At 45.4% G+C, this 13700-nt stretch carries 12 protein-coding genes; 7 read left to right on the top strand and 5 right to left on the bottom strand.

Going from position 1 to position 13700, the window contains the following annotated elements; all coding sequences use genetic code 11:
• Window positions 1-8 precede the first annotated feature (8 nt).
• Entirely contained in the window at window positions 9-1826 is a 1818-nt protein-coding gene (locus tag MYF79_RS05700; protein ID WP_247812952.1) for a serine hydrolase, read from the bottom strand.
• Between the two features lie 77 nt (window positions 1827-1903).
• Window positions 1904-2272, bottom strand: coding sequence for a winged helix-turn-helix transcriptional regulator (locus MYF79_RS05695; protein ID WP_199654740.1), 369 nt, complete (start codon window positions 2270-2272; stop codon window positions 1904-1906).
• A gap of 201 nt (window positions 2273-2473) precedes the next feature.
• On the opposite strand from MYF79_RS05695, the gene MYF79_RS05690 reads away from it, so the two are divergent.
• The 6 genes from MYF79_RS05690 (at window position 2474) to MYF79_RS05665 (ending at window position 7685) form a co-directional block, all read left to right on the top strand.
• Window positions 2474-3601 carry an alpha/beta hydrolase gene (locus tag MYF79_RS05690; RefSeq protein ID WP_247812950.1) on the top strand — a complete coding sequence of 376 codons (1128 nt, stop codon included), beginning with the start codon at window positions 2474-2476 and terminating at the stop codon, window positions 3599-3601.
• Between the two features lie 45 nt (window positions 3602-3646).
• Complete coding sequence (locus MYF79_RS05685) at window positions 3647-4276, top strand: carboxypeptidase-like regulatory domain-containing protein (RefSeq protein ID WP_247812949.1); 630 nt, start codon at window positions 3647-3649, stop codon at window positions 4274-4276.
• A gap of 45 nt (window positions 4277-4321) precedes the next feature.
• Entirely contained in the window at window positions 4322-5065 is a 744-nt protein-coding gene (locus MYF79_RS05680) for a carboxypeptidase-like regulatory domain-containing protein (protein ID WP_247812948.1), read from the top strand.
• A gap of 27 nt (window positions 5066-5092) precedes the next feature.
• Window positions 5093-5839: a carboxypeptidase-like regulatory domain-containing protein gene (locus MYF79_RS05675; RefSeq protein WP_247812947.1), complete on the top strand. Its 747-nt coding sequence runs from the start codon at window positions 5093-5095 to the stop codon at window positions 5837-5839.
• A gap of 302 nt (window positions 5840-6141) precedes the next feature.
• Entirely contained in the window at window positions 6142-6603 is a 462-nt protein-coding gene (locus tag MYF79_RS05670; protein ID WP_247812946.1) for a carboxypeptidase regulatory-like domain-containing protein, read from the top strand.
• Window positions 6604-6941: 338 nt separating this feature from the next.
• Window positions 6942-7685: a carboxypeptidase-like regulatory domain-containing protein gene (locus MYF79_RS05665; protein ID WP_247812945.1), complete on the top strand. Its 744-nt coding sequence runs from the start codon at window positions 6942-6944 to the stop codon at window positions 7683-7685.
• Between the two features lie 2 nt (window positions 7686-7687).
• On the opposite strand, the gene MYF79_RS05660 is transcribed toward MYF79_RS05665, so the two are convergent.
• A complete protein-coding gene (locus MYF79_RS05660; RefSeq protein ID WP_247812944.1) occupies window positions 7688-8050 on the bottom strand; it encodes a hypothetical protein in 363 nt (120 codons plus the stop codon).
• Window positions 8051-8437: 387 nt separating this feature from the next.
• Here MYF79_RS05660 and MYF79_RS05655 point away from each other — a divergent pair, with 387 nt between their 5' ends.
• Entirely contained in the window at window positions 8438-9598 is a 1161-nt protein-coding gene (locus MYF79_RS05655) for an iron-containing alcohol dehydrogenase (protein WP_247812943.1), read from the top strand.
• Window positions 9599-9674: 76 nt separating this feature from the next.
• On the opposite strand, the gene MYF79_RS05650 is transcribed toward MYF79_RS05655, so the two are convergent.
• Both MYF79_RS05650 and MYF79_RS05645 read right to left on the bottom strand, forming a co-directional pair.
• Window positions 9675-13076 carry an ATP-binding protein gene (locus MYF79_RS05650; protein ID WP_247812942.1) on the bottom strand — a complete coding sequence of 1134 codons (3402 nt, stop codon included), beginning with the start codon at window positions 13074-13076 and terminating at the stop codon, window positions 9675-9677.
• A 29-nt stretch (window positions 13077-13105) separates the two neighbouring features.
• Entirely contained in the window at window positions 13106-13699 is a 594-nt protein-coding gene (locus tag MYF79_RS05645; protein WP_149698987.1) for a DUF4194 domain-containing protein, read from the bottom strand.
• Window position 13700: the final 1 nt, after the last annotated feature.

Genomic DNA, 13700 nt, shown 5'->3' with positions numbered 1-13700 from the left:
TTCACTTATCATTTCTTCCTTTCTGCTTTGAACCTTCCATTTGGCTGTACCGATGTCAATCCCGTTACCTCGCCTTTCTCATTTACATTGAATTCTATCGTAAAGCCATTCACATCCTTTAGGCTGAATTTATCTTTATCAACAGGCACCAGAGTATAGTCTGTTTGTCCGGGTACATCCAGCATCAGCTGATTATCTCCTTTGATGTGAACCCTCGCCTCCATGCCACCGAATAAATATACACCGATGTACTTCTGCAATGTGGTGTTATTAAGCGGCAGGGCTTTAGGGGTCCTGTTGAATATCACAGGATCTTTCACGCCCAGATCCGCTTCTGCGCTGGTAATATCACCATTGATATCTGTATTGAACTTGACTTTTGTACCGCCTGCCGTACTGTCTATCCCTGTTTCCTTATCTACAGTATATGTCTGGAAGATATCGTACGATACGTGTTTAAGATATTCCTTGCTATCTGGCAGTAACGCAAACAATGAGTCATTCTCCATAATCACTTCAAACCGGCCGAAAGCGTTACTGGTATAGATACCCGTATAATCCTTCAGATCTTTCCGGATCACATCTGCACCCTTCACCTTCGCAACAGCAGTATCTTTCTTCTTCTGATCTTTTTCCTTCACTCTCATCTCGTTCAGCTTCTTTACAGCAGTATCACTCCAGGCGAAATATTTCGTGCCCAACAGCCTGTCTGAAAATATATTCCTCAGCAGGACCGGTACGTGTGAACCGGTTTGATTGCTCAGGATGATAATACCGATGCTATCGGATGGGTAAAAGCAGGTGCTGGCGGAAAATCCATCTATGTTACCGCCATGCTCCACCTGGTAGTGGCCGCGATAAGTAGATAACATCCAGCCCAGGCCATAAGTACCGCCATATATATCGGGAAACTCCTGACCAGGTCTCCCCCCGCCAATCGTCATCTGCGCGCTGGTGGCCTCTGTTACATATGCAGCAGGCAATACCTGCTTTCCGTTCAGTTTACCACCATTGATCCAGGCCATCACCCATTTCGCCATGTCATTCACACAACTGTTGATACTGCCGGCAGGACCTATTACAGTGATATTCTTGTACGGGACCTTCTTAATCACGCTGTCTTTTTCGACATCATACCCCAGGGAGGCATCTTCCACTTTGAAACCTTCCAGGGAGGTAGAGCTGTGGTACATACCAAGACTATCAAAGAAGCGTGTCTTGATATTTTCCTCCCAGCTTTTGCCGGTCAGCTTTTCAGCTACAACGCCCTGGGCCATGAACATGAAATTGTTGTACTGCCATTTGTAGCGTAAGGGTTCATTGGGCACCATATACCGGATGCGTTGCAAAAGAGAATCCCGCGTGGAAGGGGCTAACAGGTACCAGGATATGTCATAGCGCGACAATCCTGTACGGTGGCTCATCATATCACGCAGGGTGACATGTGCGTTCAGATCATCGTTGTTAAATACAAGCTCGGGGAGATACTGACGTACAGGGGTTTCAAAGTCCAGCTTACCTTCCTGCCTTAATATCCCGAGCAGGCCGGAAGTAAAGGCCTTGGTGCAGGAGCCAATGGCAAAAACAGTGTTGGGCGTAACAGGCAGCTTTTTCTCATAGTCCCGGTAACCATACCCTTTGGAGTAGATGATCTTATCTTTCTCTACGACGGCAATGGCTACGCCCGCGGCATGCCAGTCCTGTAATACTTTCTCCACGATCTTATCTATACCGGCAAAACGCTGTTGCTGCTGTTTATCAGTAGATTGAGCGCCGGCATGCAGGGATGCCAGCAAGAGGCTTAGATACAGGCTAACTTTTTTCATTTGGGATATTTAGTTAGCCTAAAGTAACGAAAGATTACTTAAATCCCGTAGTTCTTCATAACGTGGAAGCCTGCTCCTCAGGCAGAGACAGCTTTGTCTTCATAGATCAGACTTGAAAAATCGCATAGTTTACTCAGCAGATTACACAATTCTACCCCATGTTCCGTCAGTGCATAGGTCACTTTAGGAGGCATGCCTGGAAACTGATGACGGGTGATCAATCCACTTTTCTCCAGCGTTTTCAGCCTGTCTGATAAAATATGATCGGTAATATACGCCAGCTCTTCGCGGATACCGGAAAAACGGTTATTACCTTCCTCTATGCAAAAGAGGACATCTGTGGTCCACCGGCGGCTCATTGTAAACAGCAGCTCATTCAGCGGACATTTATTCTCCAGGTAAGACTGGTTCTGGAAGTTTGATGAATTCGTTTTTCTTTCAGCCATATACACACATTTTTTGATACGATTCCCTCAATTTACTGCGATTGTCCCAGAAGTCAAAGCAGTTTTGGATGGATGGCCGGACGCCCTGAAAACGCATCATTCGTATCTTTACGCAAAACAGTACCTGACAAAGTCGCCGCCCACATACGGCTGTTCCGGGAGGAATAGCAGGCAGCGTCACCAGTTCAGCAAAAATTGAATATGATCCGCTTGACATTAATTTTTATCACCTTCCTGGTATCTCTTTTAGCCGTCTTCAGAGCGCCTACCTATCACTTATGGTTGCTGGCAATTGGTGTAGCCGAATTTGCCTGGGTATTTATCACGCTCACCTTTGTACTGTTGGTGGCGGGGTTCATAACCGGGAAATATCAGCTGGCAGGTACCCTGCTGGGAATTATTACCCTTTTTATACTCCTTTCTCCCATTTTCAGAGCATATATAGTGGCAAGGCAGTTGCCTGCGGAAATGGATGCCGCCCTGGGAGAAAATGAGCATGCCAGCGGCATACAGCCATTCAGCCTGCTGACCATGCTGAAAGACTATCCTCAACAGCCGGTCCCTTCAAAGACCCTCCCCTACCGTAAGGATGATCTGCCTTCCTCCACACTGGACTTTTATCCCGCACAGCAACCAGGCCTGCGGCCATGCGTGATCGTAGTGCATGGGGGCTCCTGGAGCAGTGGCGATAGCAAACAACTACCTGAACTGAATAATTATATGGCGCACGCCGGCTACCATGTAGCCTCCGTCAACTACAGGCTGGCGCCGGCATTTCGCTGCCCTACACAAATAGAGGACGTATATGCCGCGATGGATTACCTCCGCGAACATGCAGCAGTTCTTCAGATAGATACCAGCAACTTCGTGTTGCTGGGCCGCTCTGCCGGCGCGCAGATCGCATTACTGGCAGCGTACCGTCAAAAGGTACCGGGCCTGAAAGGCGTCATAGACTTCTATGGCCCTGCAGATATGGTATGGGGATATTCATTGCCCGCCAATCCCCTGGTGATGGATTCCCGCAAAGTCCTGGAGAATTACCTCGGAGGTGCTTATAACGCCGTTCCGGATAATTATGCCGCCAGCTCACCAATTGAATTTGCAGATCAACATACAGTGCCCACGCTCATTATACACGGAGAGAACGATGTACTTGTGGCCTATGAGCACAGTATCCGGCTCAATAAAAAATTGACTGTCAAGGGCGTTAAACATTTTTTCCTGTCCCTGCCCTGGGCTACGCATGGATTTGACTACAACCTGAAAGGTCCGGGAGGGCAGCTGTCCACTTATGCGGTGGATAGGTTTCTAAGGAATGTAACGCGGTGATATTGGAACCTGGAAGAAATATCCGGGCTTTTTTATTATTGCTTTATGCAATTTGTACATTTAACGCATCCTATAGCTATGAAACGATACCGATCCTTTACCCAGAACATTTCTCAATACCTTTCGGGGGAGCGGGCTCCCGGTAAAAAGGGGCTTTTCATATTTGTCACTGCTATTGTCTCAGCACTATCTTTCTTCATGCCGGAAGCCATTGCCCAACGGGTGTCGTTAGCTGTCTCTCTTGTGATGGCGCCGCCTACTCCGGTTGATAGCACCACCAATCCCTTTTCTTTAGTTCGCCCTGCAAACACTGTAAGATTTATATGCGGAGTTGTTTTGGATACTACAGGTGTTCCCCTCCCAGGCGCGACATTACGGTTGTTTCCAACAAGTGAAGCGCTTGGTACAGCAACAGGGATCGAAGGAGAATTTACATTAAAAATACCACCCTCATACATAAAAGATTCCCTGTCATTAAGAATATCACTTGTTGGCTTCATCACGCAAGTCCATAGATTATCTCAATTTCAGCAGAATGATCATATCGAAATATGTATGGCCGTTGATCAACGACATATCGGATGTCCTCCCGTAATGCCTGTCAAACAGGAGAACGTTCATAGAATCAATCAAGATCTTATCAACAAGCCAGCACTGATCAAATATTCTTTGTAAACTAAGCACCAGATAATCGTTGTTGTGTTCCTAAAATTAAGATAAATGAAATCATCCTATACTTTGTCAATTACCACTCCCTGCCACGAATTATGGAATGAGATGAATCCTGTCGACAAAGGACGATTTTGTCAGCATTGCCAGCAAACAGTGACAGACTTCTCTGCGTTGAGCGACGCTCAGCTCATTGAGTTATTGAAGAGCAAAAAGGCCAGTGCCTGTGGGCGTTTTACTGCCGACCAGTTAAACAGAGCGATTTATGCGCCGGTTCCTGAAAAGCGCCACAAACCTTATGTATCTATCGCTGCTGTTGTTGCTGCGCTGAGCATAGCGATACCTTCTGTAAAAGCCGCAGTCTTCACAGCTAAAACAGAACAAACCGCAGATGGTAAGCAAAAGCGGGCCACATATGACATTACATCAGAGAATCCGGTAGGCTTTATTTCAGGCGTAATAAAAACAGATAAGGACCACTTGCCGCTGCCGGGTGCAACTATAAAAATAAAAGATCGGAATGTCGGGGCAGTAACTGATGAGGAAGGAAATTTCAAACTAAGGATACCTCCTGATTTCAAGGAAAAGGTGCTGATACTTGAGGTCAGCTTTATCGGTTATGCAAAGAAACATGTTAAGGTAGTACTACGGAAGAATAGTAAACCACTTGATATAATGCTGAAAGAGGACACCACCGTATTGGGGGGATATGGTATTCACTTTATTACTGATAACAAACAGGAGCTCTCCATATGGAAGAAATTCACTGGTACAGTGAGAGCTATTCTCAGTTAATAATTATTCACAATTCACAACTATCACATGAAAAAGCCATCTTCCATTATCATATCCATCCCTACACCCTGCCATGAATCCTGGGATGCAATGACACCGACAGCCAAAGGCAGGTTCTGTCAAAACTGTCAGAAGACAGTAACTGATTTTTCAAACATGAGTGATCAACAGATCATCTCTTACCTGAAGAACAGGCAGGGAGAAATTTGCGGGCGCTTTCACACCGAACAATTAAGCAGAGAGCTCGCCATGCCCGCCAATAAAAGAAAGAATGTCTTAGCACCAATAGCGGCCATGGTTGCAGCATTGACTGTGTCCATTCCATCAGTCATGGCTAAAAGCAACCCGGAGAAAATACAGTTAACTCCTGAGCGAGCTGATATAACACCTCAACATAGGGATACCTTGCTGCCTATAAAAGGTATTGTCATAGACAGTGCGAGTAAATCTGCTCTTCCAGGAGTAATCATCATACTTAAGGGGCAAGAAGTATATGCATTAACAGACAGCACCGGGAAGTTCGAGCTGCAAATTCCCGGGAACTACAAAGACAAACCGCTTACGCTGGAAGTACACCACAGTGAGTATGTTCCAAAGGACTTCATTATTTCAGGCCATGATGTAGCATATATAGAATTTCCAATGCAAATCCGTAAAGGCCCAACGCCAACCTTATTCATGGGAGCAGTTGCCAGGGTAGAAGCAGCCTCGCTGACATCAAAACCTAACTTTTGGCAACGTTTTAGATATAAAGCAGGCCAACTTTTTCGTTGAGGATGTATTTTGAAACCCATTCTTTAGCTTTGACGAACCATGAAAACAACTCCGCTGATACTATCGATCCCTACACCCTGCCATGAATCATGGGACGCAATGACACCGACAGACAAAGGCAGGTTCTGTCAAAGCTGTCAGAAGACGGTAATTGATTTTTCAAACATGAGTGATCACGAAATCATCTCTTTCATCAACATAAGCAAAGGTAATATCTGTGGTAGCTTTCGGGAAGGGCAATTGAACAGGCAACTCATTTCATCTGATAACACACGTAAGCGTCCCTTTGTATCTATTGCTCAATGTTAACAGCACTATCTGTAAGTATTCCATCTGTAGAAGCCAATGGTAAAGCGACACAAGTGCAGACAATGCCTGAAAAATCTGATGTGGCAGTAAAGCCCCAACAGCAGCCAGATACCTTACCGCATATCACAGGCATTATAACTGATGAAGCAGGTGATCCCATTTGGTATACCAGCGTAAGATTAGACACAACAACAATAGGCACTAGTACAGATACTACGGGAAGATTCGACTTAGAGATCCCATCAGATTACAAGGAGAAAACTATCATGTTGGTCATATCATATCCCGGTTTTTATACACAGGAAGTTATTCTACCTCTGGCGGGGATTCCTAATACGAGTCATGAACCGATGTTGTGTATTACTATGCATCCACAGTACAAAGGAGGAATAGAATTCAGAAGAATAACATTATGGGAGCGGCTGAGATACAAAGTAAGACATCTATTCCATTGATCTTCACCGTAAGAATTTACTGAACATCTGTCACAAGGATAATTATTCCAATATGAAAAAAGCGCCGCTCATATTATCTGTTCCTCAACCCTGCCATGAGACATGGGCAGACATGACGCCTACTGAGCAAGGCAGATTCTGTTAAAACTGCGAGAAGGCGGTAACTGACTTCTCGAATATGAGTGATCAGCAGATCATTTCATACCCCAGGAACAGACGTGAAGAAGTTTGCGGACGCTTTCATGCTGAACAATTAAGCAAAGAGCTCAGTATGCCCATTGATAGAAGAAAGAATATTGACCAATAAACATTCTATCTTCTAAATTGTTAGTGCTCGTATGAAAAATACCTCACCAGGAATATCCATACCTAGGCCATGTAATGAATCATGGAACAATATGCTGCCTGTGCAGAAAGGCAAGTTTTGTCAAAGCTGCCAAAAGGTTGTAGTAGACTTTACACAAATGAGCGATGAGCAAATACTTCAGTACCATAAAGCGCATCCTGGTAAAAGCTGTGGGCATTATTACGCATCTCAGCTCAACCGCTCACTTGAAGCAACTCAACCTATCAGGAGAAGATTTCTGCCGGCCCTTCTATTAGCTCCATTGACGACATTCATTTTCACTTCTACGAAAGGTTTTGCCCAAACAACGCACGAGACCATTCAGTTACAGGAGTCGGGTAGTCCCGTGATCCACATCGAAAAAACTCCTGTTGAAAAAAGCGATTCGTCTTATCTGATCAGAGGAATAATTTTAGACATAAAAAATAACCCACTTACAGGCATATCAGTAGTGATCAAAGGAACCAAGACAGGCATGATTACAGAAAGTGATGGGAGCTTCAAATTAAATGTAAGGAAAACACATGGAGAAATATGCGTTCAGGCATCAGGGATAGGGTATGAAACCGCAGAATACACTGTTCCTGTAAACAACTTCTCAAATACAAGTGAACTGTGTATTACTCTATCAGAAGTTCAAGATGTGTTCACAGGTGAAACCATTATACTTCCCTACCATCGCCGTTCCTTTCTAATACTTGCCAGATTAAAATTAAGGCACTTATTTAGTCGTTAATATCATTCGCCGTCAGGCACAAAATTGATATCCACCCCTTCCTTAAAAGTCACATACACCCTTCTCCAGGGATCATCATCGATCAACTCCCATTTATGCCCGGTGCCATAGGTATCCATAGCGATCAGTATTTCTCCCGGTCTTAGGGTAAATTGTTCCCCCAGGTATGTCTCAAACAACAACGTTCCGGATAGGGTAATGACATATTGAGTAGTCGGTGCAGGATGCCAGTCATAGGTAGAATGGGGTGCTGTTTCGTTGAACATGATAGAATCTGCTTCATTCACGTCCCGGTGTGTTACTGTACCCACTGCAAAATGAGAATGCCCGTCTTCGCCTGTATATAGTTTATATGCTCTGATCATAGTCCTTATATCCTGTTTTCATGCACAAGATAGAACTGTTAAATCTAAAGTTTTGCTAAAATCAGGACATCATTCATGTATTTACACTGCCAAAACTGCATCTCTGTAAGACGAGTATCAACAAATACGTCTCTATATACATAATTGATTAAGTCAATATTTTATAAACTTAATAACCAAACAATAATAACACATGCTCCCGTTAACGCCACATACATAATTGACCTTGTCAAACATGCATTTTCGCCATTATGTCATACGCACCCCTGATTTTTCCAGCTATCTGCAACTATTTATTATAGTAGCATGTTAATCATAATGCACACAGTTTTACATTTACTTTGTATCAGGAAGAGCAATATACACACCTTAACAAACAGCGTCCACATGTTAAATTTTGAATTCAGGAACCCAACGAAGATCTTATTCGGCAAAGGACAGATTGCCAATCTCCCCAAGGAAATTCCAGCCGGGGCAAAGCTACTGATGCTTTATGGCGGTGGCAGTATTAAACAGAATGGTATTTATGATCAGGTAAAAGATGCCTTACAGGGATTTACCGTACTGGAATTCAGCGGTATTCCTGCCAATCCGGAATATGAGGTATTACTGAAAGCCCTCAAAGTGATCAAAGAAGAAAAGATCGACTTTATGCTGGCTGTCGGTGGCGGCTCTGTTATTGACGGTGTCAAATTCCTCTCATCTGCCGCCCTTTATGAAGGCGACAGCCCATGGGATATACTATCCCAAAGAATCTCCACTAAAAAAGGACTGCCATTTGGTACTGTCCTTACATTACCGGCTACAGGTTCAGAAATGAACTCCGGGGCCGTGATCAGCAGGAAGGAGACGCAGGAGAAATTCTCCATGGGAGGCCCGGGGCTATTTCCGCAATTCTCCATTCTCGACCCACAGGTAGTAGCCTCCATTCCGAAACGTCAGCTGGCCAATGGTATTACGGATGCTTTCACACACGTGCTGGAACAGTACATGACCTACCCTGCCGGCGCTATGCTTCAGGACAGGATCGCAGAAAGTATCATGCAGACGCTCATAGAGGTGGCACCCAGGATCATAAGAGATCCTGCTGATTATGAGGCTGCCGCCAATTTTATGTGGAGCTGTACCATGGCCCTCAATGGCCTGATACAGAAAGGAGTACCTACCGATTGGGCGATACATGCCATGGGGCATGAATTGACCGCTATGTTCGGAATAGATCATGCCAGAACCCTGGCTATTATTGCACCTTCTCATTACCGCTACAACTTTAATGGCAAAAAAGAGAAGCTGGCCCAATATGCTGAACGTGTCTGGAATGTAACAGCGATGAGCCTGGAAGAACAGGCTACTGCCGGCATAAAGATGACAGAAGAATTCTTTCACTCCCTCGATATCAGCACAAGACTGTCTGAGTACACCGGGTCATATGAAGGAACAGCTCAGATCATCTCTCAAAGGTTCACGGAAAGAGGCTGGAACGGCTTAGGTGAAAGAAAGGCATTAACACCAGATGATGTTGAGAAGATTGTGGAAATGAGTTATTAATGCGAATAAAAAAACTCCGTCAGCAATCCTTTAAATAAGGATGGCTGACGGAGTTAATGTTTATAGCGAGCACATATCAGACTACCACCCCGGTATCTTCCATTTTATCCTGCAACTCTTTCACCGTCATATTATACAACACACTATGACGCCCGTTCACACGTTGTACCAGGTGTACATGAGCAATGAAATGCTGTACGATCTGAATCTTGTCGCTCGGCGTTACCACCAGCAATTGCAGATGCAACTGCTTACAAAGCTCCATCAGGTAAGTTGCCTTTTCCTCATCCTGGTTACTAAAGCTTTCATCCACTGCGATGAAGCGCAGGCTACGCGCATTCTTCCCTTCGCGGGTGATACCGAACTGGTAAGCAATAGCGCTACATAGAATAGTGTAGGTCAGCTGTGCTTTCTCACCACCGGACAACTGCCCCATCTGTCGGTATATCTTCTTGGACTCATTCGTTTCCCTAAAGCGCTCATCTGCCCAGAACTCAAACCAGTTACGGGCATCCAGTACGCGGGCACGGTAAGCCTCGCTCTCATCCAATGCGGCGATAAGCGGTTGTACCTTCTCACGGAAATGCAGTGCTTTCTCTTCAAAGCTACTCTGCTGCCAGTTGGCTGCCTGCGGTAAAGCGTCCAGCAAACGCCCCTTAAATTCCCTGGCTTCAGAGCCGGAGGCAACAGGCCTTTTCACCAGCTGGATATATGTATCCGGAAGACGGTTGAAATTAATACCGCTCAGCGAATGATTCAGTTTCTGTATTGTATTGGAAATATCACGTTCCCACTTCTCCATTTCCTCATTCAGTCCGCCGATCTTATAAGTGATCGTAACGTTGATATAACTTTCGAAATCTTTCTTGAATCTCGGCAGGTTATCGGTGGTCAGCTTATTCAGCCACTCGATATACTCTGTAGCATGCGTTGCATCATCAGAGAAGGCCTGTACATCGGCGATCCAGTCAGGGAACTTCTGTATCACTTCCGCAGATGGACTCTTCAGACGGTTGATACTTCTGTTCAGCATCACCTCTTCCTTATGACGGGCATCTTCTGCCAGTTTGAGGTCCTGCTCCTTGTTTTCGCGGAGTGACTTATAGATGGCGCCGATATTGTCCAGCGTCACGTTGCCTAACAGGTGACTATGCAGCTGCTGGAAGTTCAGCAATTCATCCTTGTCAGCTTCTGTAATATGCTGTAACAGATGCTGCATGGCCTGCTGCTCTTCCTCCATATCTGCAATGTTACGCTGCTCCAGCGCTTCATTCCTGATAAGCATCGCCTGTGCTTCCTGGTTATCTTCCTTCTGCCGTTCGATATCCAGCAATTGTTGTTTCAGTGCATCCAGTTCCTGGTTTTCATCTGTCAATGCACCTATCTGCTCCTGCGCCTTACGGATGCTTTTCTGGATCTTCGCAACATTGATCTCGTCAAACCCTTTGTGTTCTTTCAGGCGTCCTATTGCATAGAATTGCTTTTGCAAACGACCAGACCTTGACTTACAGGTCTGCAGGATCTCATTCGATGAGATGATCGCCTCATTCAGTTTATTTCTTTTGGATATCAGCGCATCTTTCTTACGCTCGTTGTTCCAGCCCATCACATAACGGGAAGCATCATTACTGCCGCTCCTGTCATCCTTTTCGTGCCTGTCGCGGTTCTTGATCAGGCCCTCCACCGTAATCGCCATTTCATGACGTTGCAGTGCTTTCTCATCATTCACACATACGTAGCTGAACTGCTGGATGATCTGCTGTTGAACCCAGGGACTTAATTTATGATCGGGATGGAAATCAAGTTTGTGATATACTGTATCATCCTCAGGATACAGCGTCAATGCAGACTCCTTGATCTGATAATAGATCAGGCGCGTACGCAGGTTGTTATTGTTTACGTAAGACGTTACCTTCTTGTAATGTTTCTCCGGCACCAGCAAACGCAGTGAGAAGGAATGCAGTAATTTTTCCAGCGCAGGTTGCCATTCAATCTCCTCTGCTTTTACCTGGATCAGCTCCCCGGCAAATAATATCTCACCGACATCAATCTTCAGGTTGTTACAGATCTCTTTGCGTAGTGCTACCAGATGGGAAGGAATGTTATTGCGTGATTGGTGCAACATCTCTATCTCCTTCTCCAGGGTTTCTTTTTCACTCTCTGCACGTTCTTTTACTCTTTTGGCACTGTATTCGTCCTCCTCGTTGAGACGCTGTTCTGTTTCCAGTTTCAGGGAGCTACGATGCACTTCCTTCAATATCCGCTGATAGGTTGCTTCATCGTTCATGTCATTTTCCTTCAGGTGCAAAGTGTCGCACCAGGCGGAAAATTCTTTCAGGTTCTCTTCTGTTTCTACGCGCTTTTTCTCCAGGTCCTGGATCTCTTTCTCCAGTTGCTGCAGGCGTTGTCCGGCCTTATTCTGTTCCAGCAGGTTCAGGGTAGTACGTTCCTGTTCCAGCAAGTCGGCCATATTGATCTTTGCTTCCTCTATTTTTTTAAGAAGGCTCTGCACTTCCTGCCTGCGTTCAAACAAGGCCTGGGTCAGGAGTTGATTCCGCGTAAAGCTGTTCCAGATGGTAGCGGTGTTCAGCTCCTGTTTCAGCTGGGTGATAGTGGTCTGATAAGAAGAGAAGTTCTCATAATGTTCCTTAACAGGCTCCAGCAGGCGGATCTGCTCCTCTGCTTTTTCTATATTACGCTGGGCATCCAGCAGGGTTGTCAGGTGTTTCTTCAATTCCTGGAACTGTTCTTCCATATTGCGCGGTTCCAGCATATTGGTGCGGATGAAGTCATCCAGGTTACCCAATACCTTGATACCTACCGTCTGGTTGAACAGCTGTAATGCCTGTATACTTTGCATACCCAGGGCATCCACCATGCGTTGTGCATATTTGCTGGCAGCGTCGAACCATTCTACCTGCCGGCGACCGCCCTTGTTGTACAACTGGTCAATGCGACGTCTCCAGTTACCACCCAGGTCAAAGGGGCTGAAGTCGTCAGCGATATGCATCGCGCGGTGGGCCACACCGAAGATCTTACGCATATCTCCGTTCACAAAGTACCTCACCTGAAAGAGTGTCACTGCCTGGTCAGCTTCATTTGCAAAGTTGGCCAGCAGGATGCTGTAAGCCTCTTCCTTGTTCTCTCTCAGGTAAAGGGTTTTAGTTATGCCGGTCGCTTCGTTATTGACCATGCCATATCCACCCATTACATATGAATCCTCAGTTCTGTCGCCCTTCTTTTCACTACCACTACTCTGATTATAGAAACGGTATTTCTTTTCCGGTACCATCAACGTGAGCAGCGCATCAATGAAAGTGGTCTTACCGCTACCATTTGCACCTGTCAGCAGGCTGGTCTCACCATTAGGTTTGATACTATGTATATGTTCATCAAATGTACCCCAGTTGAATACCTCCAGGTATTGCAGGCGGAATCCACTTTTCTGATTATCAGTACTAAAAACGTTTAACTGCATTGTGCTAATAAAAGGTTTTTACAGGTATATTATTCAGCGGCTACAACGCCTCCGGCATGTGCCATCAGCTGCTGCTGAAAATTCTCCAGCGCTTCACTGTCCACTTTTGCTTTGATGATCTTTCTGATCCTGAATTTCTGTTCGTCTATTACTTCGTGGTTTTCCATTTTATGAAGGAACCCGCTTTCTTCTACTTTATCTATTAACCTGTCTATTTCTTTGAGAAATTTGATACGGCTGGCGCCTTCCTTGAAGAAAAGCTCCGCATATTCTTTTATTTCCCGACGTTTCTTGATGAGCTCCCGGGAAGCTGATTCGCTGATCTCGAATTCAGCCATCATTTCCCGCAGTAATACGAGCATGATACTTTCCTCGTAGCTGAAAGAACGTCTTTGTGTCCAGCTAACGTATGCTTCGTCATCTTCCGAAAGTGCATGTTTCACAAAAGCGTAGCCATCCTGTTCATCCAGTACGAGGAGCAACCCCAGTTGTTGCAGGAAGCCGGTCAGTTCAACCTTGTATTGCAGTAATTTTTCCCAGGCGCCTTTCTCCACGTATTCCACCGGGCCTTTCAGCAGCTTTACCACTACTGATGCATAAGGTAATATTTTCGATGTGCTCATA

Source organism: Chitinophaga filiformis (assembly GCF_023100805.1).
In the GTDB taxonomy this organism is placed as follows: Bacteria; Bacteroidota; Bacteroidia; order Chitinophagales; family Chitinophagaceae; genus Chitinophaga; species Chitinophaga filiformis_B.
This window is presented reverse-complemented; position numbering and strand designations above follow the sequence as displayed.